The 22,062-nt window shown below is 54.3% G+C and carries 18 protein-coding genes and 1 pseudogene; 10 read left to right on the top strand and 9 right to left on the bottom strand.

Annotated elements, in window-relative coordinates:
• Positions 1-6 precede the first annotated feature (6 nt).
• On the top strand, positions 7-1,089 hold the full coding sequence (locus AABB31_RS01015) for an IS481 family transposase (RefSeq protein WP_342074941.1): 1,083 nt from the start codon (positions 7-9) through the stop codon (positions 1,087-1,089).
• 27 nt (positions 1,090-1,116) lie between these two features.
• On the opposite strand, the gene AABB31_RS01020 is transcribed toward AABB31_RS01015, so the two are convergent.
• Together AABB31_RS01020 and AABB31_RS01025 are read right to left on the bottom strand one after the other, a co-directional pair.
• On the bottom strand, positions 1,117-1,296 hold the full coding sequence (locus tag AABB31_RS01020; RefSeq protein WP_342075007.1) for a hypothetical protein: 180 nt from the start codon (positions 1,294-1,296) through the stop codon (positions 1,117-1,119).
• A gap of 126 nt (positions 1,297-1,422) precedes the next feature.
• Positions 1,423-2,774, bottom strand: a protein-coding gene (locus tag AABB31_RS01025) for an IS3 family transposase (RefSeq protein ID WP_342075006.1) whose coding sequence is annotated in 2 segments (ribosomal slippage) — positions 1,423-2,438 and positions 2,438-2,774 — 1,353 coding nt in all. Because the reading frame shifts where the segments join, the coding sequence is not laid out codon by codon here.
• Positions 2,775-3,028: 254 nt separating this feature from the next.
• Here AABB31_RS01025 and AABB31_RS01030 point away from each other — a divergent pair.
• The 4 genes from AABB31_RS01030 (at position 3,029) to AABB31_RS01045 (ending at position 6,846) form a co-directional block, all read left to right on the top strand.
• Positions 3,029-3,427 carry a c-type cytochrome gene (locus AABB31_RS01030; RefSeq protein ID WP_342075005.1) on the top strand — a complete coding sequence of 133 codons (399 nt, stop codon included), beginning with the start codon at positions 3,029-3,031 and terminating at the stop codon, positions 3,425-3,427.
• 5 nt (positions 3,428-3,432) lie between these two features.
• Positions 3,433-4,851: a D-arabinono-1,4-lactone oxidase gene (locus AABB31_RS01035; RefSeq protein WP_373634768.1), complete on the top strand. Its 1,419-nt coding sequence runs from the start codon at positions 3,433-3,435 to the stop codon at positions 4,849-4,851.
• A gap of 91 nt (positions 4,852-4,942) precedes the next feature.
• A complete protein-coding gene (locus tag AABB31_RS01040; protein WP_342075003.1) occupies positions 4,943-6,109 on the top strand; it encodes a DUF819 family protein in 1,167 nt (388 codons plus the stop codon).
• Positions 6,106-6,846: an SGNH/GDSL hydrolase family protein gene (locus AABB31_RS01045; protein ID WP_342075002.1), complete on the top strand. Its 741-nt coding sequence runs from the start codon at positions 6,106-6,108 to the stop codon at positions 6,844-6,846. Before AABB31_RS01040 ends, AABB31_RS01045 begins: the two co-directional genes overlap by 4 nt.
• Here the strand turns inward: AABB31_RS01045 and AABB31_RS01050 are convergent.
• From AABB31_RS01050 to AABB31_RS01070, 5 genes are all read right to left on the bottom strand, one after another.
• Positions 6,834-8,504 carry an AMP-binding protein gene (locus tag AABB31_RS01050; protein WP_342075001.1) on the bottom strand — a complete coding sequence of 557 codons (1,671 nt, stop codon included), beginning with the start codon at positions 8,502-8,504 and terminating at the stop codon, positions 6,834-6,836. The genes AABB31_RS01045 and AABB31_RS01050 overlap by 13 nt on opposite strands.
• A gap of 34 nt (positions 8,505-8,538) precedes the next feature.
• Complete coding sequence (locus AABB31_RS01055) at positions 8,539-9,825, bottom strand: alanine racemase (RefSeq protein WP_342075000.1); 1,287 nt, start codon at positions 9,823-9,825, stop codon at positions 8,539-8,541.
• Entirely contained in the window at positions 9,822-10,901 is a 1,080-nt protein-coding gene (locus AABB31_RS01060) for an alpha/beta hydrolase (protein ID WP_342074999.1), read from the bottom strand. The genes AABB31_RS01055 and AABB31_RS01060 overlap by 4 nt, the downstream gene beginning before the upstream one ends.
• An 83-nt stretch (positions 10,902-10,984) precedes the next feature.
• Positions 10,985-12,421: a coniferyl aldehyde dehydrogenase gene (locus AABB31_RS01065; RefSeq protein ID WP_373634718.1), complete on the bottom strand. Its 1,437-nt coding sequence runs from the start codon at positions 12,419-12,421 to the stop codon at positions 10,985-10,987.
• 81 nt (positions 12,422-12,502) lie between these two features.
• Positions 12,503-13,114 carry a helix-turn-helix domain-containing protein gene (locus AABB31_RS01070; RefSeq protein WP_342074998.1) on the bottom strand — a complete coding sequence of 204 codons (612 nt, stop codon included), beginning with the start codon at positions 13,112-13,114 and terminating at the stop codon, positions 12,503-12,505.
• Positions 13,115-13,222: 108 nt separating this feature from the next.
• On the opposite strand from AABB31_RS01070, the gene AABB31_RS01075 reads away from it, so the two are divergent.
• Together AABB31_RS01075 and AABB31_RS01080 are read left to right on the top strand one after the other, a co-directional pair.
• Positions 13,223-14,047, top strand: coding sequence for an enoyl-CoA hydratase-related protein (locus AABB31_RS01075; protein ID WP_342074997.1), 825 nt, complete (start codon positions 13,223-13,225; stop codon positions 14,045-14,047).
• A gap of 47 nt (positions 14,048-14,094) precedes the next feature.
• Positions 14,095-16,125 (top strand): NADPH-dependent 2,4-dienoyl-CoA reductase, encoded by a 2,031-nt coding sequence (locus tag AABB31_RS01080; RefSeq protein WP_342074996.1) that lies wholly within the window; start codon positions 14,095-14,097, stop codon positions 16,123-16,125.
• Positions 16,126-16,178: 53 nt separating this feature from the next.
• On the opposite strand, the gene AABB31_RS01085 is transcribed toward AABB31_RS01080, so the two are convergent.
• Entirely contained in the window at positions 16,179-17,261 is a 1,083-nt protein-coding gene (locus AABB31_RS01085) for a helix-turn-helix domain-containing protein (protein ID WP_373634719.1), read from the bottom strand.
• A 143-nt stretch (positions 17,262-17,404) separates the two neighbouring features.
• Here AABB31_RS01085 and AABB31_RS01090 point away from each other — a divergent pair, with 143 nt between their 5' ends.
• The gene (locus tag AABB31_RS01090; RefSeq protein ID WP_342074994.1) at positions 17,405-18,460 is read left to right on the top strand and encodes a hypothetical protein; all 1,056 of its coding nucleotides are present in this window, start codon (positions 17,405-17,407) and stop codon (positions 18,458-18,460) included.
• A 44-nt stretch (positions 18,461-18,504) separates the two neighbouring features.
• Here the strand turns inward: AABB31_RS01090 and AABB31_RS01095 are convergent, their stop codons facing one another.
• A complete protein-coding gene (locus AABB31_RS01095) occupies positions 18,505-19,227 on the bottom strand; it encodes a TetR/AcrR family transcriptional regulator (RefSeq protein WP_373634720.1) in 723 nt (240 codons plus the stop codon).
• Positions 19,228-19,345: 118 nt separating this feature from the next.
• Between AABB31_RS01095 and AABB31_RS01100 the strand changes: the two genes are divergently transcribed.
• Together AABB31_RS01100 and AABB31_RS01105 are read left to right on the top strand one after the other, a co-directional pair.
• A complete protein-coding gene (locus AABB31_RS01100; RefSeq protein ID WP_342074992.1) occupies positions 19,346-20,413 on the top strand; it encodes an efflux RND transporter periplasmic adaptor subunit in 1,068 nt (355 codons plus the stop codon).
• Positions 20,414-20,423: 10 nt separating this feature from the next.
• Positions 20,424-21,887: pseudogene (locus tag AABB31_RS01105) on the top strand (efflux RND transporter permease subunit); the annotation flags it as partial.
• Between the last annotated feature and the right edge of the window lie 175 nt (positions 21,888-22,062).

Consider the following 22,062-nt stretch of genomic DNA (forward strand, 5'->3'; position numbering starts at 1 on the left):
CGATCAATGACAAGTATTCAAGAGAAGATCATCAAGCCGAAGCTGGGGCTGTTGGAACTGGCCAAACAGCTCGGAAGCGTGTCGCAGGCCTGCAAAGTGATGGGTTATTCGCGGGACAGCTTTTACCGGTTCAGAGAACTTTACGATCAGGGTGGCGAAGAAGCCCTGATGGATCTCAGCCGCCGCAAGCCGGTGATGAAAAACCGCGTGCCAGAACATGTCGAGAAGGCGGTCATCGAACTGGCCATCGACAACCCGGCTCTGGGTCAGAAACGGGCGTCGTGGGAGCTGCAGCAGAAAGGCATCATGGTGTCATCGTCGGGCGTCCGGTCGATCTGGCTGCGTAATGATCTGGAAACCATGAAAAAGCGCCTCAAGGCCCTGGAGGCCCGTGCCGCCCAAGAGGGTATCTTGCTCACCGAGGATCAGTTGGCCGCGCTGGAAAAAGCCAAGGCCAAGAAAGAAGCCCATGGCGAGATCGAGAGCCACCACCCTGGCTATCTGGGCAGCCAGGACACCTATTATGTGGGCACAATGAAGGGCGTCGGACGCATTTATCAACAGACCTTTGTCGATACCTATGCCCGCGTGGCGATCTGCAAGCTCTACACTGAAAAGACGGCAATCACCGCGGCCGACTTGCTGAACGACCGCGTGATCCCGTTCTTTGCAGAGCATGAGATCAGCCTGCTGCGCGTCCTGACAGACCGGGGCACGGAATACTGTGGCAAGGTCGAGAACCACGCCTACCAGCTTTATCTGGCCGTCGAGGACGTGGACCACACCCGAACCAAGGCCAATTCTCCGCAAACAAACGGCATCTGCGAGCGGTTCCATCGCACCATCAAGGATGAGTTCTACGACATCGCATTCCGCAAGAAACTGTATCGGTCAGTCGAAGAGTTGCAGGCCGATCTGGATGCGTGGCTGGCAAAGTACAACGAACAGCGGCCACATTCGGGACGTCACTGCTATGGCAAAACACCTATGCAGACCTTCCGCGAAACGCTACACATCGCTGTCGAGAAGACGATCAAAACGCACGACCAATCGGACAGTGCGCAACCCGTTCTCAGCGTCGCAAGCTGAGATGTCCGTCAGATCAAGTCTGAAGTTTTACAAATGATGATGAAAAGCGATTGCTGGACTGCCACCAAGATCAAGCTCGTCGACAAACCCGATCCCCTTAAGCCGCGCCAGCACCGCGTCGCTTCCAGTCTTCTTCTTCTGTTTGATGGAGGCGCCGGAGATGATCGGGAAAAACTCTTTTGGGACGATACCGCCCTTTGCGATCATTGCTGCGATGGCAGGTCCATATGTCGGACTTCCTTCCGTCAACGCACGATACTGTCCGTCGTCAGTGATTTTGGAACAGAAGTTTGCCGGAGCTAAGAGAGGATCTGGCGCATCTGTTTGTTTTGATTATGCGGCAGATTTGCGGTGAAGCAAGCGCCGGTTTTCGATTGTCTTTCGTTTGATCCTTTCTCGTTGTTTCAGAATGGTCTGGCCACGTCCGAAGTAGACATCGGCAGGCGTGAGGTTCTGCAGGCTCTCGTGGTAGCGCCGGTGGTTATAATGATCGACAAAGGCACCGATCCTCTGTCTGAGATCGCCGGGCAGGTAGTAGTTTTCGAGCAGGATGCTGTTCTTCAGGATCTGGTGCCAACGTTCGATCTTGCCCTGGGTCTGCGGGTGATATGGCGCACCTCGAACATGTTCCATCTTCTGATCTTCAAGCCAATCAGCCAGGTCACCAGAGATGTAGCTCGACCCGTTATCCGAGAGCAGGCGCGGCTTGTGTAGCACCGTTGCCTGATCACACCCCGATGCCTGCAACGCCAAGTCGAGGGTGTCGGTCACATCTTCGGTCTTCATCGTCGTGCAGAGCTTCCAGGCGATAATGTATCGGCTGTAATCGTCGAGGATTGTTGAGAGATAGAACCAGCCCCAGCCGATGACCTTGAGGTATGTAAAGTCCGTCTGCCAGAGCTCGTTAGGACGCGTGGTCTTGTCCTTGAACTCATCAGCGGCGGACAGAACGACATAGGCCGGACTGGTGATCAGGTCATAAGACTTGAGAATGCGATAGACGGAAGCCTCTGATACAAAATACTTTTCCGTGTCAGTGAACTGAACGGCCAACTCGCGCGGCGACAGCTCGCTTTCCTTCAAAGCCAAATCTTTGATCTTCTCGCGCACCGGTTCGGGAATACGGTTCCAGACGCGGGATGGCCTCGGGCTGCAATCCTCAAGTGCTTCGGGACCGCCGACCAGATAGCGGTCGTACCAGCGGTAGAAAGTGGTTCTGGGAATGCCGAGCTTATCCAGCGTGCGCTTCGTTGGCAGGTGCGAGCCTTCGACAAGACGGATGATCTCCAGCTTTTCGGATGCGGGGTATCTCATTCGTCGTCCTCCCCATCTGCGATCATGCTTTTTTTGAGCAGTCGAAGTTCCAAGGCCTGTTCAGCGACGACCTCTTTCAAATCGCGGGATTCCCGACGAAGGTCTTTGACTTCGGTCGAAGTCGCAGCACGGGCCGTGTCGCCTGCCAGGCGCTTCTTGCCAGCCTCTAGGAACTCTTTTGACCAGCTATAGTACAGGCTCTGAGCAATGCCCTCGCGGCGGCACAGCTCCGCGATGCTGTCTTCGCCCTTCAGGCCGTCCAGCACGATCCTGATCTTCTCTTCGGCAGAATACTGTTTGCGCGTCGCACGGCGGATGTCCTTAACAACCTTCTCACCGTGGCTCTTACGTGTTCCGGGTTTCTGTCTCATCTCCACTCCTTGGTGGTTACGATGTGCCAGAAACCCTCTCTTATCAAATCGACCTAGACTGTCCCATTGGTGCTGACGTCAGACAAGCTATTTTTCTACTTTTTGGGAAATAACTCATAAAAACAACTGTTTATGATCTGTTCATTGGACATTTTTGATAGGTTGTACAGCCGTCATTGAGGAATCTGCGACAGGGTTGTTGACAAGTGGTTGATGCTTAGTGATAGTATTTACTATCTTATCTGGAGGGCATCATGAAAACTTCATATTTGTTCGGAATTGGCGCCGCTGCTGCCCTTGTCGTTGGATCAGTTGCGTGGAACGCGCTGCAAGAGAACGCAGCTTCCGCTCCAGCACCGCCCACTCTGGACCAGATAGCATTTGCAGAGACTGCAACGCCCTCTGATGCTGAGCTGGCGGCGGTCTATGACCGATCCTGCCGCGCGTGTCATGCGTTGGACGGGGGCGGGGCGCCGCTGACAGGCCATGCAGCAGATTGGCGCGCCCGCGCTGAAGAGCGCGGTGGACTGCGGGCACTGACCGTATCCGCCATAGAAGGTTACGAAAACATGCCCGGTATGGGTCTGTGCAATGACTGCTCAGAGGGTCAGATCGTTGACCTTATCGAATTCATGATCGGGGAGGAACTCTGATGCGTATGTCACGGCGTACTGTTTTGAAGACGAGCGCTGCCGTTGGTGTCGCGGCTGCGATCCCCGGTGTACCGTATGTGAGATGGTCTACGCATGATCGTGAACGCACGGAGTATCAAGAGTCGGCGCAGAGGCTTAATGATCCAGCCAAATGGCACAATTGGTCAGGCGTTGAAAGCGCCACGCCGGAAGCGATCACAGTGCCGGAGAATGAGGCCGAATTGGCGGACCTGCTCGCCAATGGTGGCGGCAAGATCCGGCCAGTCGGAACCGGTCATTCCTTCACGGGATTGGTGCCAACAAATGGAAAGATCGTCGACCTGGCCAAGTTTGCAGGACTCGTTGAGACAGATCCGGAGCAAATGACCGCACGCATATGGGCAGGAACGCGACTGCGCCGAGGCGCGGGCTTACTCGCAGAAAAGGGGCTTGGACTGCACAATCTGCCCGACATTGATGTGCAAACCTTTGCTGGATCCTTTTCGACGGCAACGCATGGGACCGGCGCAAACCTTCCGGCGATCCATGACCATGTGATCGGGATGCGTCTTGTCACACCTTCCGGCGACGTGCGCGACCTGACCGCCACAAATGACCCCGACCTCTTTGCTGCGGCCAAAGTATCTCTTGGTGCGTTGGGGATCATTACCCAATACACGCTCCAGCTCCGGGAAAACTACAATCTCAACCGAAAACTCTATATCCGACCGATGGCGGACATTTTTGACGGCGCCGAGGAAAAGTTCAGCGCACATAGGCACTACGAGTTTTTCTACGGACCATCATCACCGTTGGGCTTGGAGGTTGTTCATGACGAGTATCAAGGCGAACCCTACGGTCTGACTGAGACCGAAGACAGCAACGAGTTGCTCGATGCGTTGGAAGGCATTCGCAACCATTTGGGTTGGTTCCCCTGGCTCCGCCGGCAGACTGTGAATGCGCTCTTCCCACAAGGTGAAATGGAAGATGTGGGCGACCAATACTGGCGGATGCTGACATCCTCACGGCCGTTCAAATTCAATGAAATGGAATATCACCTGCCCGCCGAGGACGGGATCAAAGCGGCGCGGGAGATTGCTGTGATCCTCGACAGCAACCCCAACAATTTCTATCCGATGGAAGTCCGCAAGATCGCGGAAGACGACGCGTGGCTTAGTCCATTCAACGGTGGGCCACGTGTTTCGATCGCTGTCCACGCCGCCCATACGGAAAGCTACGCGCATTTCTTCAAGGACATCGAACCTGTCTTTCAAAAATATGGTGGCCGTCCTCATTGGGGCAAATTGCACTCGCTCACCGCGACTGACCTCAAAGCGCTTTACCCTCGGTTTGATGACTTCATTGCGCTCAGGCAAGAGCTTGATCCAACCGGGCGGATGCTAAACCCCCATCTTTCAGCGCTTTTCGAAGACCAGACCTCCTGAGGATCTGACACAGGTTCACTTGCGCACAACGCGTTCCGGCCAGGGCAGGGGGCCTGCTCTTTCGACAAATTCACGAACAGTGGGGCACACCATGTTTTTCGCCATCCTCATGCTGACGCTGCCAGCCGCACTCATCTTTCTTGCACAAAGGATTCCTGCATTAGACCGCCTCGGTGTCGTCATGCTCACCTTTGGTTTGGGATTTCTGATTGCGATCTTTGCTGGCGACAAGCTTGCGGAGGTCCGAGACATTCAAGGAACTCTGTCAGAAGTCAGCGTGGCGCTTGGCCTGCCATTGATCATCTTTTCGACAAATGTGTTGATGGCACTGCGGCGATCCAAGGGCGCCCTGCTGGCCATGGGATTTGCAATGGTGTCCGTCTGCGTTGCCAGTTTTCTGGGCGCGCTTGTCTTTGCCGGCAGCGTGTCGGAGGTCTGGCAAGTTTCGGGCATGGCGGTCGGTGCCTATACTGGCAGCGGGGTGAATTTGAGCGCGGTAAAGGCGGCAATAGACGGTAGTGAAGACATTTTCCTCAAGATGATAACCTATGATCTTGTTTTTTCGGCAATCTACATGCTGGTTATTCTCAGCGTCGGCCAACGTCTGGCCGGTTTGGTGCTAAGACCATATGCGCCAGTCGCCGTCGGCGGTTCCGATACATCCAAAGAGTTCGAGCATCTATCCGATGAAAGTGCCGCAGGTTACAATCGCCTGATCAATCGCAAAAATATTGCCGGTACGTTGTTGGTCCTTATTGCCTCCGGGGTTGCGGTTGGCATTGCCGTCGCTTTGGCCGGTTTTGCGCCGCGGGCTTATGAATCCCTGTTCATCATCCTTGGCCTCACCAGTCTGGGTATTGTTGGGTCCTTCATCGGGCCGCTGCATCGCGTTTCGACGAGCTTCCATCTGGGGATGTATCTTATCTTGGTGTTTTGCCTGACAACAGCAACGATGCTCGATACGTCCATTTTTACCGATATGGATTGGGCGCTCGGAGGTTACTTCGCAGCAATCTTGATTGGTGCAATGATCCTCCAGATCGTCCTATGTCGTCTCTTCGATATTGATCGCGACACCTATCTTATCGCGTCGGGTGCCTCGATTATGTCGGTACCCTTCATTCCGGTGATCGCTGGCGCGCTGAAAAATCGTGACCTCCTTATCCCAGGTATGGCCATTGCTGTGCTTGGGTATGCCCTAGGAAACTATCTGGGCGTTGTAGTGGCCTTGGCGACGCGATCCATGATCGGACAATGATACGCAATTTTTGGTATTCTGGTTTCATGCTTTTGAAAACCTGCGCGCTTGGATTCATCATCGTGCCACAAGCAGCATGGGTGGCCGCCCGTGCGGCACGGCTACCCGAAGCGTCTGGAGAACGGACCGGCGCATCTGGAACCGGGCCAGCCTTGAGCGTGATGACACTTGGTGACAGTTCGGCGGCTGGTGTCGGCGTGGAACATCAACGCGACGCACTGGGCGGGCGACTGGCCGCAGAACTGGCAAAGCGTTTCACTGTGAGGTGGGATATCGTCGCAAAGTCAGGTGGCACCGTGCGGAGTACAACCAAAATCCTGCGCTCCATACCCCCGCGGAAGATTGACTTCGTGCTGATTGCTTTGGGTGTGAACGACAGCAAGAACGGCGTCTCACTCAGAAAGTGGCAGACCGGTTACCGCAAATTGTTGGATGAGATTTCGGACAAGTTTGATGCGCCGCAGATCTGTGCCTCAGGTCTACCACCTGTTCGGCATTTCCCGATCCTTCCGCGACCGCTCCGCACCGTTCTGGGGGATCGGGCCGAACTGTTCGATGTGCATCTTCGTCAAATTGTATCGACGCGCGCGAACACACACTATATTCCGATTGATTTCACGCTTGATACGACCAAGATGGCACGTGACGGCTTTCATCCCGGCCCTGAGATTTATGCGCAATGGGCGAGGCTGGCATCCGATGTATTCGAAACCAGCCTCGGCGATCAGTTGCCCTGAGAGACATGCGCGGACATGCCTCTCAACTCTTTGCGCAAGACCTTTCCGATGTTTGACTTCGGCAGGTCGGGAACAATCCGAATTTCGCTCGGAACCTTGTAAGGCGTGAGGTGGGTTCGGCAATGTGCCTGGATTTGCTCTGCGGAGACGTTTGATGTCTGCAATACAACGTAGAGACAGACCGACTCACCGGTTTTCTCGTGAGGGATGCCCACCGCCGCGCATTCGGCGATTTCAGGCATCAAGGCTGCAGCGTTTTCCACCTCAGCAGGATAGACGTTGAACCCTGACACGATCACGATATCCTTTTTTCTGTCAACGATCCTCAGAATGCCGTTTTCGTCTTGTGTCGCGATATCGCCTGTACGCAACCACCCATCCGAAGTCAGCGTCTCTGCCGTGATTTCAGGTTTGTTCCAATACCCTTGCATCACCTGTGGACCCCGAACCCAGAGCTCGCCCGCTTCGCCCGGCGCAGCGACCGCGTCATCCTCATCACGCAGGCTTATCTCTGTTCCGGGGATCGGTTTGCCAATGGACCCGATCACTTCCTGGCCTGGCAAGTTCGCCGCCACCAAGGGCGATGTTTCGGACAAACCGTAGCCCTCAGTCGCTGTGCATCCCGTGGTCTGACGCCAACGATCCGCCACATCTTGCGTCATTGCGGCCCCGCCTGTGATCGTGAGAGATAACGCATCGAAATTGAGGTCCCGAAAACCCTTGTCGTTCATCAAGGCCACCATGAGCGTATTGATGCAGACCATCCCGGAAAATCGCGTGGTTTTCAGCGTCTTTACGAATCCGGGAATGTCACGCGGATTGGGGATCAGGACGCTTTGACCACCCAGGGCTGTCAACAAGCCATTGTGCACAAAGAATGCCAGGATGTGATAAAGTGGCAAAGGAGCGATCCAGCACTCGGACCCCTCGTTGATACACCCGTCCAGATGTTCCAGGGTTTGTGTGATGTTGGCCATAAGATTGGCATTGGTGAGGATTGCAGCCTTTGGCAGACCCGTCGTCCCACCCGTATATTGAAGCAACAGGGTATCATCGGGTGCCCCGGGATGGACTATCGCCAGATTGCGGTGCCCGATCGCCATGGCGGCGCGGAAGGAAATGGCGCTGTCGATCTGATAGTCTGGCACCATCTTTTTGACGTGACGCACGACCGCGTTGATCAGAACTCTCTTTGCGGGCGGGTGAAGATCTGCGAGCTCTGTCACAACGACCGTGTCGATTGGTTCCTCCCTCAGCGCCTCGGCCGCCACATGAGCGACATTGGCGAGCGTCACGAGCGCTTTGGGTTTGCTGTCTCTCAGGATGTGGACAAGCTCCGTCTTTGTATAAAGCGGGTTGAGGTTCACAATGGTTAGGCCGGCCTGCAATGCACCCAGCATTGCGACAGGATACTGGAGAACATTCGGCAATTGGACCGCGATGCGGTCCCCCGGCTTCAATCCCCGCGATTGCAGAAAACCGCAAAAGGCGCGGGCAGCATTGTCGGTCTCACGATAGCTAAAGCTTACGCCCATACAGCTAAACGCGGTCTGGTCTGGCCACTTCTGTACAGCACGTAGAAACAGCTCATAAAGTGATGCGCAACTTGCGACTTCGGTAGATGCGTTCGTGATTGATGGGTGTGTATGTGCGTTCATTGAAAATTCCTCCCGTTTTTCAATTCGGATGACATCACGCGCTCATGGGCAGCGGGTCCATCCAACCTGCAAATTTGTGATCCTTGATGGTTGCGATCGGTCCAAACTGGAGCATGACCGCCTCACTCTGTGTCGGCCTGAAGAGCACAAAATCATCTGGCTTGAGGGTCATGTCTGAGGGGCCCACAAGAAGTTCCTGGTTCGAAGATCGACCAATCAAGGAGGCGTGTTTCAAACCGGCGGGGTCCACAGGGACCGCCTTCCAGTATCCGCCGTGAATAAAGACCGACTTGCGCTTTTGGCGTGCGAACAAGTTCCGTATTGGATCAAGCCATTCGAGCACCGGCATTTGCACACCGTCCAGCACCTTGAGCGCTGGTGTAGCGATAAAGGCAGCCGGCGCAAAATGACTGAGGTGGGGCAGATCAAAATCCGTCGGCTTCACCAATACGGAGCCCGCAGAGATATCATTTACGATGTCTGCGTCCTTGTAGAAGGGCAGGGTGGGGCTGCCTGCCCCATTCCTGATGATCCGTTCAGATACGTCATTGCCCAAAACAGCGCGAATGATATCAAGCGCAGCTTCAAACCGCTTTTTGGTCTTGGCTTCCGCGCTGCGCTGAAGGCCAAAAGCCGTTGGGGCCTTGCCGACATGGGCATCATACCCCATCACGCCAGTCAGGTTGAGCTGCGGACAGTCCGCAATTTGGTCGAGCGCCGCAACAAGAGCGTCCTTGCGGGCAAAACCACCGCGATGCAATCCGATGTCAAGTTCAAGGCAGATGTTCAGAACGGTCTTTGTGTCTTGCGCGAGTTGACCGTATTGCGCGAGGCGTTCGGGCGTATCGATCAGCCAATGCACCTGGGCGGCGTCTCCACCCTGGGTGAGGAAGGCCTTCGCTGCGGCAACAGGAAAGGGCTTGCCCAAAAGATGGTCGAGTTGAGGCATTGTCGATGCCAGCGTTTGCAGCATTGGCAGGTTGAACGTCATGACGCGTTTCGTGTTTGCGCGTTCTAATGCGCGCTGGATGAGATCGGGTATCGGAAGGGATTTCACCACAAGGCGAAATGCCATGTCCGCCGGAAGCATCGACAGAAGGCGATCAAGGTTGCGATCAAACAGATCAAGATCAACAACTATTGTGGGTTGGGTAACACCCTCGGACTTCAAGGCCTGGCGCACCATTTCGAAATAAGGGTGCCGTCCTGGACGGTTCTCGCATTCATTTTGCATTTCGACTTCAAAGTGGGCATCAATTCGACTGCTTTTCGTCGTGTCGGCATTGCCGCGCTTGAGTGGTTTTGGTTTGGTTTCGATCATTGGCATGCCACATGCTCGCCGCTGAGCGATGCCTTGATCAGCGTCATTGTTTCGTCCCAAGCGCGCGTGGCAGCCGGGACAAATGGGACTAAGTTCACCATCGGATGGACGAGATCGTCGAAAACCCTCACATGGGTCGTAACGCCTGCGTCCTGCAGCTTTTGGGCATAGGCAAGTCCTTCGTCTCTAAGAGGATCAAACCCTGCGATCAGGACCACCGCCGGGCACAACCCTTCGGTGGTACCCAAAAGAGGCGAAGCTTTGGGGTTTTCGGCGTCTTGGGCTGATTTGACGTAGTTGTCGATGTACCAGTCCATCGTCGGTTTTTCGAGAAAATAGCCGACATCAAAGAGCTCGTAGGAACGCGTATCGGTCCGCATTTCCATCCAGGGAACCCAAAGCACCTGCAAGGCTGGCGGAATAGGTGCATCGCGCCGTTGTTGCGCAAGAACCGCTGTAACATTTGCACCGGCGCTGTCGCCCCCGATGATGATACGCCGTGGATCGATGCCAAAGGTCTGTGCGTGGTCCGCAATATGGTCATAGGCGGCCAGACAGTCTTCGATACCGACAGGGAACGGGTTTTCCGGGGCAAGGCGGTAATCAATGGCAAACACCGTGCAACAAAGCTCCTTCGCAAGCCTGTGAGCGACGGGGCGGTGCGACATCAAGGACCCGCCCGAATGGCCGCCACCATGAAAGAAAAGGAAAGCAGGCGCAGGACTTGTTTGACCAACGCGCTGATGAACCTCGCAGTTGATCGCCCCATGTGGGCCATCGATTTGAATGGTCCGGATGCCAATTGACGGGTCAAGCGGTTTTGAAAGCCAGGTTGCCTGAATATCGAAGGTGCGGCGAAGGGTATGAAGTTCGGGCACTTTACCAGGTGGGTCAGCAAACCATCTCAGCGTCAGCTGAATAAGCGGATCGAGTTTTTGGCCGTCGATGGAAATCGCAGGCCCGGCCAATCGCTTTATGAGCGGTTCGGGCAGACGGCAGACACAACGCGCACCAAACCCCATCAATTGATCAAGAACCGTTGCTCGGTTTGGGTTGCTAAATTTGTGATCGACCATGACGCTCGTCCTTGTTCCGAGGGTAGCTGAAGGACCGACATCCTGCTTAGGCGCCCGCCGCCCAAGCCGTTCTCGGTAATGGGTTACTTCTTGATCTTGCTATTGACGAAAGCGCGAAACAGTTTTCCGTATGGTGGCCGCACCATCTTGAGGACATCGAAAGGTGATTGTTGAAAGACACCCTTCTGATGGCTGAATGTTTTGAAACCATCCTTACCATGATAATGACCCATCCCGGACGAACCGACCCCGCCAAATGGAAGGTCATCCTGAGCGATATGCATGATCGTGTCGTTGATCGTCACGCCGCCCGATGTCGTCTGCGCGAGTACCTTCTTCCGCTCGGCCCGGTTCTTGCCGAAGAAATATAGCGCAAGCGGCCGATCACGTTCGTTCACGTAGGCAAGTGCGCCATCTAGGGTGTCGTAATTCACGATCGGAAGCAACGGTCCGAAGATCTCTGACTGCATGACCTCCATATCACTCGTCGCGCCCAAGATGAGCGTCGGGGCAATCATATGTTGATGCGTTGTCCCACCACCCGATGCGGTTCCAAGAGGCAAAACCTCTGCGCCTTTTTTGTCAGCGTCGCCCATCATGGCAATGATGCGTTTGTGATGGCGTTCACCCAAAAGCGCGGTGTAGTGCCCTGATTTACCAAGGCCCTCTGGGAACATGTCCCGGGTCGCATTGGCAGCGGCGTCGGCGAATTCATCCTCTTTGCCCTTGGGCAAAAGAACATAGTCCGGGGCAATGCAAATCTGGCCAGCATTAAAAATCTTACCATGAAGTATCCGCGTCGCAGCAGTCTTGATGTCGGCGTCAGGTGCCACAACCACTGGCGACTTCCCCCCTAACTCCAGCGTCACTGGTACGAGATTGTCGGCGGCTGCGCGCATCACATGCCGCCCGACAGCAGTCGAGCCGGTGAAGATGATATGATCGAACGGTAAGCCGGAGAATGCTGCGCCAACGTCGGCTTCGCCTGTGATGATGGCAAATTCGTCCGGCTTAAATGCCTTAGCGACTGCGTCCTGCATCAAGTCAGAGGTGCGGGGGGTAAACTCGGACGGCTTGGCAAGGGCGCGATTGCCGGCCGCAAAGACACCGGCAAGGGGCGAAAACACCATCGAGATCGGAAAATTCCACGGGGCCATGATGCCAACAACGCCTTTGGGCTGGTACTGGACAAAGGACCGCGCTCCCGTGAGGTTCAAGGGAAACTCAGTATGGCGGCGTTCGGGCCGCATCCAGGACTTAACGTGCTTGCGTGCGTGCCGTAGGGCATTCACCGAGGCCCCAATGTCCGCGAAAGCCGACAGGTCGGCGGAACGGTAGCCGAAATCTCGGCTAATAGCCTCCTCAAAGGCGGCACGCTTATCGACGAGGAGCGACACTGCACGGCTTAGACGATCAATTCGTTCCTCCGCAGAAACGTCCGGGCGCGCCAAAAAGGCCGCCCGTTGACCGGTGAGAAGACGATCCATTTCAGAACCTTGCGCGGTTTGTGAGTCGAGCATCTTTGCCACCTCCAATTTAGGATAGTAAATACTATCAAAATAGATCGGTCAAGCAAAATGGCGCATCAGTCGTGCTTCGTCCTATTTTTCAAGGTGAAACAGAAAGATATCAGCGGTATCAGCGATCAATACGTTAGCATCGAGGTCAGGGTTCTCAGCGATCATCTCGATCAAGCCATTCCCAATCTCAACCAGAAGCCTTGCGCGCAAATGGGCCGCGCGCTCGCCAAGGCGCTCGGATAGCTCGGGCAGAATAGCCAGGATCGACTGCGTCGCATCGTTATGTGACGATAGACGAATTTCAGCCAATTGTGGCGTGGCATAAAGTGTCTTGAGAATGCCGACGCCGCCGGGATGCTCCTGCGTGACCACTACCTGTTGGCGCAAGACGTCGATCATCAATTCACGGGAAATGCCCTCTTCCCTCACTTTGGAGCCAATCCGAACAAGTTCTGAATTCTGCAACTTCATGAGTCTGAGAGCCAGCTCGGACAAAATCGCGTATTTATTCGGAAAATAACGATAGAGTGCTGGCGGTGTCATACCAGCTGCGGCGCAAATCTTGTTGGTTGTCAGCTTTTCAAAACCTTCATCCTCCAAGAGTTCCGCAGCGGTTCTGAGGATCAGGTCAAAGGTTTTGTTCGCTCGCTTCTGAGAGGGTTCTTTTTTGGTTTTCAGGTCTTCTTCTTGCATTGCTCGTGATCCTGTGACGTTAGGTCAGACCAGTTTGGTCGCCGGTCTCATTTGACAGACGGCATTTCATAAGAATAGTATATACTATCTTTTTGGGAGGCGCCATCCATGTCCGATGCTTTTGAAATATCACACTCTGCACAAATTGCTCATCTTAAGTTTACACGCGCAGACAAGTCTAATGCGATGGCTCATGCGTTCTGGAGCGACTTCCATCCCGCAATTGCCGAGCTGAATCGAGACGGTCAAACCCGTGTGCTCGTGATCTCGGGGGAGGGGAGGCATTTTTGCTCAGGTATGGATGTCTCGATGTTCATGGGGGACACGCCAAAAACCGTGACACCGGACGATCGAGAAGCCTTTGTTGAGGTTGTTCGAACGATGCAGATCGCCATCTCTGCGCTTGAAGAGGCGCGGTTTCCCGTCATCGCCGCCGTGCAAGGGGCTTGCCTGGGAGCTGGCTTCGATCTTGCGGCTGCCTGTGACCTTCGGTTTGCCAGTCGGGATGCAAAATTCCGTATCGAGGAAACGAATATCGGTATGATGGCTGATCTCGGCGTGTTGCAGCGACTGCCCAGACTTGTGCCAGAAGGCATTGCACGGGAAATGGCCTATCTCGGAAAATCCTTACCCGCGGAAGAGGCCCATCGCTTTGGTTTGGTAAACGGACTGGCAGAGGATGCGGCTGGCGCTCTGGACCTCGCGATGGCCGCCGCCAAGCAGATCACGCTGAAGGCGCCACTTGCGATTGCAGGAAGCAAAGCATCGATTACCTACGCCCGATCGCACAGCACGCAAGAGAGCCTCGCACACACTTGCCTTTTGCAGTCAGCGCTGTGGAAGCCGGAGGACATCATGACTGCGTTTGGTGCCCGCACCCAAAAGAAAGATGCAGAATTTCAACCTCTCAAAGCGTTGGCCAAATTTCCTTAGGCCCAGCCCGATTGCAACCACAGAATCCAAAGCGGAGGATTTCCTCAATGTTTGATGCCAATGCCGATCAACCTTATCCCCACCTGTTTGCGCCGCTCGATCTGGGTTTTCGCACCCTAAAGAATCGTGTGCTGATGGGGTCTATGCATCTTGGCCTTGAGGAGCAGGATGGTGGCTTTCAAAAAATGGCCCGCTTTTATGCTGAGCGCGCGCGCGGAGGTGTTGGGCTGATCGTAACGGGCGGGATTGGGCCCAATCCGGAAGGGGCGGTCATTCAAGGTGGTGCAATACTGAATGACGAATCAGAAATCCCGCATCATCGCCTCATTACCGATGCCGTTCATGCCGAAGGTGGTGCCATCGCGATGCAGATTCTGCATACAGGTCGCTATGCGTACAATCCCAACCAGGTTGCGCCGTCCTCGGTCAAAGCGCCGATCAATCCATTTACCCCCAAGGAACTTGACCAAGCCGGTATTGAAAAACAGATCTCTGATTTCGTGCGCTGTGCCGAGCTTGCGCAGAAGGCGGGGTATGACGGCGTAGAAGTAATGGGGTCCGAAGGATATCTCATCAATCAGTTTATTGCCGAACGTGTGAATCAGCGCACCGACAGTTGGGGCGGTGCCTTCGAAAACCGCATTCGCTTCCCAGTCGAGATCATCAAACGCATGCGCGCGGCGGTCGGGTCGGAATTCATCATCATTTTTCGGCTGTCGATGTTGGATCTGGTTGAAGGCGGCAGCACCGCAAAGGAGGTCATAGAGCTCGGCCTGGCAATCGAAAGGGCAGGTGCCACGATCATCAATACGGGCATCGGCTGGCATGAAGCGCGGATTCCCACCATTGCCACGTCGGTGCCGAGAGCCGCATTTACCTGGGTCACTGCGCAAGTCCGCAAGCATCTCAGCATTCCGATTGTCACCTCCAATCGTATTAACACGCCAGATGTGGCCGAGGACGTCCTGCGGCGTGGAGATGCGGACATGGTCTCGATGGCGCGCCCGTTTCTCGCAGACGCAGACTTCGTCAGGAAGGCGCAGAATAATCAAGCCGATGATATCAACACGTGTATCGGGTGCAATCAGGCATGCCTTGATTTTGTATTCCGGGGGAAAGTCACCAGTTGCTTGGTCAATCCGAGAGCGTGTCACGAAGATGAATTCGATGTTCCGCTCGCGACCAAACCCAAACAGATCGCAATTGTTGGGGCGGGTATGGCCGGATTAGCTTGCGCAACTGCCGCTGCGGAACGGGGACATAAGGTCACGCTCTTTGAAAAGGCGTCCGAAATCGGCGGACAGTTTAATCTCGCAAAGCGCATCCCCGGGAAAGAAGAATTCTACGAAACTCTCAGATACTTTCAGGGCCGTCTTGATAGAACCGGTGTTGTCCTTAAGTTGGGCCGCGCGCCAAGCAAAGATGATCTGTCTGACTTTGATGAGATTGTCTTTGCGACGGGCGTTCAACCGCGGACACCGGAGATTGAAGGGATCGATCACCCGAAGGTGCTATCCTATGTTGATGTCATCAACGGCGCCGACGTCGGATCGAAGGTTGCGATTATCGGCGCCGGCGGCATTGGCTTTGATGTCGCTGAACTGCTCGCGCATGCTGGGCCCTCGACAAGTCAAGACGCCGACGCATTCCTGCGTGAATGGGGGATTGATGTCTCCCGCGAAGCACGGGGCGGCATAGAAGGCCAAGTGCCCGACTTTGAGCCGTCGGAACGCGAGATTTGGTTGTTGCAGCGCAAGGCCAAAAAACCAGGTGCAGGTCTTGGTCCGACAACAGGCTGGATCCATCGTGCAAATCTATCCAAGCGTGATGTGAAAATGCTGGCGGATTGTTCTTATGATCGCATTGATGACGCTGGGCTACATCTGACGATCGCGGGCGAAGCGCACATACTTGACGTCGATCATGTGATCATCTGCGCGGGACAGCGAAGCGAGCGGTCTTTCGCAGATCAAATCGAAAATTGCCCGGTCCACGTGATCGGCGGTGCGGACGTCGCGGCTGAACTTGATGCGCGGCGGGCCATTGAACAGGGCATGCGCACGGCTTTGGCTCTTTAAACCAAGAAATACCTCCCTGAACTGACCCGGCTGTCCCGCCGGGCCTTTTTTTGTTATACTTGAGGATATCTGGCAGGTGAAATTTCGGGGGGTGCAAGGGTCATTTTCTGGCGATATTGCACAGGGGTCATACCTGTCCATCGCCGAAATGACCTATGGAAAGAGCTTACTTCGCTGAAGCCGCACTTTTCTGCAATCTCCATGAGATCCAATCGCGCCTCTTGAAGCAATACACAGGCGCTTTGTGTTCGCAGTTCATCTTTGATTTGTTGAACAGATGTGCCTTGACTGCTGAGGCGACGATGCAGAGTCGATACAGATGTGTTAAGTTCTGTGGAAATTGCAGTTGTTGTCAGTGGCGAACTTCCTGCGTGCCGAGCCAGAATATGGCGGACAGCGGCAGCAGTGTCACCGGGCTCTAATTGCAAACGCAGCAGGCTCAGCGGGTAGTTGGCAATCAGGTCCGTGATTGTGTTTTCGGCTTGAGACGACACGCGTTCCAGATCTTTTACACGATATGTGACTGCAGCGCACTTGGACTCAAACACAATATGTTCAGCCGTCACCAAAGGAGAAATAACCGCATGCACGTCGCGCAATCCGACAAGCTCGAGCCGGACAATGGGCAGTTCGGTGTTTGCCAGCCATGATGCGAACCGACACCAGATCAACATTCCAAAATTTGCAAGATATCCAACATCATCACACGTGTTCGGGTCCGGCGGAAGTTGAAAACGGATAAGCCGATCTCCCTCATGCACCACCGGTGATCTCTCAATACCCTTTATGATACTGAGAAAACGGATCGCGCGGGTCAGCCCTTGACGGACCGATCCACCTGACAGCGCACATTGGCACAACACTCGAAAAGACCCGTTGGGAACATTTCTCGTTCCCGGCAATCCGAAGAACTCGTCCTGAAAATATGCGATGGCAGCGCGATAGTGAGATCCAAATTCACGCTTACATGGTGGGTAAGATGATGAGCGCTCCGGCCTTACCGCGCCTCGTGCAAGTGCCCCAAAAACAGAGGAAGGAGACGCTTGTCTATCGCGGACAGCGATTTCTAAAGTGTCGAAAAACCACCGCGTGGTGGGATCCGTTTTCCTAGTTGATCCGACATTTGGTTGCGACAAACGGCTCCTCCTCTGTGTCGCAGATGGCATCTCATGGTTAACAAGGCAGTCTGACACTACAGGTTCATAAAACGATAGTAAATGTTATTGAAAACGATGTCTATAGCGATCACGCTCCTGCGATAGTCCAGGGGAGGGAAGTTATGAGACGGATCGCACAGACCGCATTTTTCATGGCAACGATTACGTTTGGCGGAAACGCTTTTGCGGCAGGTTTCGAGTTGGGAGAGCGCACGCTTGACCCGTTGTTTGAGGAGGGTGGTTATGCCGAAATTTCCACCTTTTCGGTGGATGTGTCGGTGTCAGGAACGGCTGCGGGATTTCCAACTGGAGATGTGGGTGACGATTTCTTCACAGGTAGTCTCGCTCTCAAAAATGATCTATCAAGTGAGTTGTCGTATGCGCTGATCATCGACCAACCTTTTGCCCGCGACCTGACATATGGGGTGGGACCTTTTGCGGGCACGGAAGCCCATTTGTCGAGTTTGGCCGTAACAGGTTATCTGCGCTACAAGTTCGAAAACCGTGTCAGCGTTCATGCCGGCCTCCGCGCACAATGGCTCGACGGGGTCTTGTCGGACCCGACTACACGCATCCGGTTTTCAGATGATTGGGGATTTGGATATTCGCTGGGTGTTGCTTACGAGATTCCTGAGATCGCTTTAAGAGCCTCTCTCACATATGATTCCGCAATCAAAACTGAACACAACACGCGCTTCAACGGTGCCAGCGTTCCGGGGCTGACAAACACTTCGATTGAGACCCCACAATCGGTCAACCTGAAGTTTCAAACTGGCGTGCGGGAAGATACTCTGGTCTTCGGTGGAATACGTTGGACCGATTGGGACCAGGTCACGCTCGATCCAGGAAACGGAGGTGGACCAGACCAATTTGGTTTCCGTGACGGCCTGACCTACACGATTGGTGTTGCACATGTCTTGAATGATCGCTGGACAGGGTTTGCAGTTGCCGAATTCGAAAGAAAGACCAATCTTCCGGCATCCAGTCCGATTGACGTCGACGACAACAGCCGTGCACTGACGCTCGGCGCCCAATATGTCGCTGGAAATGCGACGATCACAGGATCAATCACATACGTTGATCTTTATGATCGCAATGGGAGCATCGGTGGTGCGCCGGTGAGCTTCTCGGACAACAATGCAGTCGCACTTGGCCTCAAGGTCGGGTGGTCATTCTAGCCGTGCTTGGTTCGAAACAGCTGGCGATGTCACATCTAAGACCGTCAGCGTTTTCGGCCGAGTGGAAGAATAGTCGCCTCCCAAGCCGCGTAGAGCATTGTCTTGGCCTCTTCCATTGCGAAATCGCCCAGATCGTCCTCAAGGCTGACGGCAGTTGTGACAGCCGCGCCGCCGAAATTGATGAGGATCAAGAGCGCGACTTTCGCTTGCTCATGAACCTCTGGCCGGAACAAATGGCGTGATGCTTCGAAGATGAAGTCGCGATTGCGAACACTATCATTGTCATCGATGTCGCGGAGCTCTTTGTCAGCATGATATCCGGCCCAGATATCGCGTACGACAGGATCTTGTTTTTGAAGTCTATAATATTGATCGAGGAGTTCCGTGACCGTGCTGGCCAATTGAACCAAGGAACGTGGCTTGTCTGTCAGGATGTCTTCATTGCGGCGGGCGTTCTCTTGAAGAATTTGTTCCGCCAGGGCGGCTATGATGGCACGTTTGTTGGGGAAATACTGATAGATTGAGGCCATCGAAATACCTGCGGTTTCTGCAATCTGGTTCATCTTTAATGCTGCGGCCCCACGATGTGCGATGAGTGCCCGCGCGGCTTCAAGAATTTGAGAAACACGCATTTGGCTGCGCGCTTGCACGGGGTTGCGGATGACTTCAATTTGACTGTCTGGCATCTTTACACCCGATACATGACTAAATGTCAGATAAACATATCCGATTTTTCTCAAAATATAGCGAAAAATGACTTGCCGCAAGCTGGAAATTCGCAAACTTGCTGAAAATACCTGACGTAAAATCAGTTTTCACTTGACGTTTTCAGCATGCGCACTCAAAAGCTGACACATCGTCACATTTTGAAAGTGGAGATCTGAAATGCACACGAAGGCACTGAATAGCCTGGCGAAATCTATCATCGGCTTGATGGTCTTGGCTTTGTACTTGAGCACCAACTCTACCGCCTTTGCCCAAGATCGCCCGGTTCTGGTAAAAACAGCAATTGTTGAACCAGCCCCGAACGGCACCGATCGTAGTTTCTTTGGGAAGGTTGCAGCTCGACAATCAGTGGATCTGGGTTTCCAGGTAGCAGGACGGATCATGACTTTCACCGCGCCTGAGGGGGAGTTGGTCCGCGAGGGCGAGGTTATCGCCGAACTGGACCAGACACCGTTTCAGATCAAAGCAGATCGCGCTCTTTTGGCCAAACAGCAGGCCGACCGAACGGTCGCACGGTACGAGAAGTTGGCGGGCGCGACAATCAGCGAAGCCCAAGTCCTTGATGCGCAAACCAATGCAAGAATTGCAGCCGTGGCATTGGAAAGTGCGGAATATGCACTGGGCCAATCAACGTTGTGCGCGCCATTTGATGCGTTAATCGCGACCTGCGCTGTTGGAAACTACTCAACTGTTGCGGCCGGTACACAAGTTGTGCGGCTTCTGGACCTTTCGGAATTGAGAGTTGAAATTCGCGTGCCCGAAACACTTGTACAAGTCCTCGGTGACGGTCCGGATGTCGAGCTTTCGGCCAGGTTTCCGGGAAGTGAAGACAGCTATCCTTTGGCGTTCAAGGAAGCGAATGCCGAGACGTCCGAGGTGGGGCAGACCTTCCAGGTAACGCTTGCGATGCAGGCGCCCATCGACCGGCTCCTTTTGCCGGGAGCGTCCGTGACCGTTGATGCGCGCTTCAAAGATCTGTCCGCAGGGATTGCAATTGCGCCATCTTCGATTGGCATGGATGCATCGGGGCAAACCTTTGTCATGCAATTGATAGCTGATGGGGATGAGGCGTTCGTCAAACGCGTTCCAGTGAGCCTGTCTGTTTCTCCATCCGGAGAGATTGAAGTTCTGTCCGGTGTCGGAGCGGGTGCGGAGATCGTCACCAGTGGCGTCAACGTGCTGACCGACGGGCAAGCTGTTCGGCGTTTTGTCCACGATTTTGATTGAGGGTCTGACAATGGATATCGCACGCATTAGCATCGAAAAGCCCATCCTTACCTGGATACTGATTCTCACATTTCTTTTTGGCGGCATCGGAGCCTTTACGTCTTTGGGACGACTTGAAGATCCGGCATTTACGATCAAGGTAGCGGTGGTTGCGACCCAGTACCCCGGCGCCTCGGCCGAGGAGGTGGCGACGCAAGTGTCAGAGCCGCTCGAAAGCGCCATTCAGAAAATGGGCGAGGTTGGCAAGATCACCTCGCGCAACACCCCAGGGCTTTCGCTGATCGAGGTCGAAATTTCTGACAACATCACTGGCTCGGAACTTCCACCAATCTGGACGAAGCTACGTGCCCAGGTTGCGGATGCGGCCCCAACGCTGCCACAAGGCGCAAGTCAGCCATATGTTGATGATGCGTTCGGAGATGTCTTCGGAATGTATTACGCCGTGACGACCGAGGGTTTCAGTGACCGTGAAAAACATGATCTTGCGCGTTATTTGCGCCGGGAACTTTTAGCGGTGGATGGTGTCTCAGATGTGGCTTTGGCTGGCTTGCCGGAAGAAGCAGTCTTTGTGGAACCTGATCTGGCAATAGCCGCGAACCAGAACATCCCGATAAATGCATTTCTTGGCACTATCGGTTCATCAAGTTCCATGGCAGATGCTGGAAAACAGGGGCAGACGAGACTGCAAATTCCCGAAGGGGCAGGCGGTGTTGCCGATATTGCGGGCCTATCTGTTGGGGTCAGCGGAACTGTTGTTACCATCAGCGACCTGGCGCAGGTCACGCGGCAACGTGTGGATGACCCAAACCTTATGGTGCGCTTCGATGGTCAGGATGCATTCACAATCGGTATTGCGGGTTTGCCATCTGAAAATATCGTCGCAGTCGGTCAACAGGTCGAAGATCGCCTGACTGAAATGTTTGAAGAGTTGCCAATTGGTGTGTCGCTGCATCCGATCTACGAACAGCACAAGGTCGTCGACGAAGCATCAAACGCCTTTCTGGTGAACCTGGCTATGTCGGTCGCGATTGTTGTGGTCGTGCTCGCTGTCTTTATGGGATGGCGCGCTGCGCTAACGGTTGGGGTTACCTTGTTTCTGACGGTTTTGGGCATCCTTGTCTTTATGTACGCTTTTTCAATCGAGATGGAACGTATTTCCCTGGGCGCGCTGATCATTGCCATGGGTATGCTGGTCGACAATGCGATCGTTGTTGCCGAAGGGATGCAAATCGCCATGCTGCGCGGCAAGTCGTCGCGAGAGGCCGCAACCGAGGCCGCAGCAAAAACACAAGTGCCTTTGTTGGGGGCGACGGTGATCGGCATCCTAGCGTTCGCGCCGATCGGATTGAGTCCGGACTCGACGGGTGAATTCATGTTCTCTCTCTTCGCAGTCATCGGCATTTCGCTTCTATTGTCCTGGCTCCTTGCTCTGACGGTGACGCCGCTTATGGGCCACTACACCTTCCAGCAAGGCAGGGTGTCATGGTCACGTAATTCGTGAGACTCACGATTGATTTTCTTGTTTGTTTTGAGCGGCGACTTGGTAAGGTTAACTTTGGGATGGTAAAGTTATTTATGAGATGGTAATTCTAACCGTGAGACAGTTTTCATTGTGGATAGCTTTAGATTTTGACGGAAGAAGCAAGTGA

The organism is Yoonia sp. SS1-5 (assembly GCF_038443705.2).
In the GTDB taxonomy this organism is placed as follows: domain Bacteria; phylum Pseudomonadota; class Alphaproteobacteria; order Rhodobacterales; family Rhodobacteraceae; genus Yoonia; species Yoonia rhodophyticola.

Coding starts and splice junctions, on each gene's coding strand:
- AABB31_RS01015 (WP_342074941.1), top strand. CDS start 7: ATGACAAGTATTCAAGAGAAGATCATCAAGCCGAAGCTGGGGCTGTTG.
- AABB31_RS01020 (WP_342075007.1), bottom strand. CDS start 1,296: ATGATCGCAAAGGGCGGTATCGTCCCAAAAGAGTTTTTCCCGATCATC.
- AABB31_RS01030 (WP_342075005.1), top strand. CDS start 3,029: ATGAAAACTTCATATTTGTTCGGAATTGGCGCCGCTGCTGCCCTTGTC.
- AABB31_RS01035 (WP_373634768.1), top strand. CDS start 3,433: ATGTCACGGCGTACTGTTTTGAAGACGAGCGCTGCCGTTGGTGTCGCG.
- AABB31_RS01040 (WP_342075003.1), top strand. CDS start 4,943: ATGTTTTTCGCCATCCTCATGCTGACGCTGCCAGCCGCACTCATCTTT.
- AABB31_RS01045 (WP_342075002.1), top strand. CDS start 6,106: ATGATACGCAATTTTTGGTATTCTGGTTTCATGCTTTTGAAAACCTGC.
- AABB31_RS01050 (WP_342075001.1), bottom strand. CDS start 8,504: ATGAACGCACATACACACCCATCAATCACGAACGCATCTACCGAAGTC.
- AABB31_RS01055 (WP_342075000.1), bottom strand. CDS start 9,825: ATGATCGAAACCAAACCAAAACCACTCAAGCGCGGCAATGCCGACACG.
- AABB31_RS01060 (WP_342074999.1), bottom strand. CDS start 10,901: ATGGTCGATCACAAATTTAGCAACCCAAACCGAGCAACGGTTCTTGAT.
- AABB31_RS01065 (WP_373634718.1), bottom strand. CDS start 12,421: ATGCTCGACTCACAAACCGCGCAAGGTTCTGAAATGGATCGTCTTCTC.
- AABB31_RS01070 (WP_342074998.1), bottom strand. CDS start 13,114: ATGCAAGAAGAAGACCTGAAAACCAAAAAAGAACCCTCTCAGAAGCGA.
- AABB31_RS01075 (WP_342074997.1), top strand. CDS start 13,223: ATGTCCGATGCTTTTGAAATATCACACTCTGCACAAATTGCTCATCTT.
- AABB31_RS01080 (WP_342074996.1), top strand. CDS start 14,095: ATGTTTGATGCCAATGCCGATCAACCTTATCCCCACCTGTTTGCGCCG.
- AABB31_RS01090 (WP_342074994.1), top strand. CDS start 17,405: ATGAGACGGATCGCACAGACCGCATTTTTCATGGCAACGATTACGTTT.
- AABB31_RS01100 (WP_342074992.1), top strand. CDS start 19,346: ATGCACACGAAGGCACTGAATAGCCTGGCGAAATCTATCATCGGCTTG.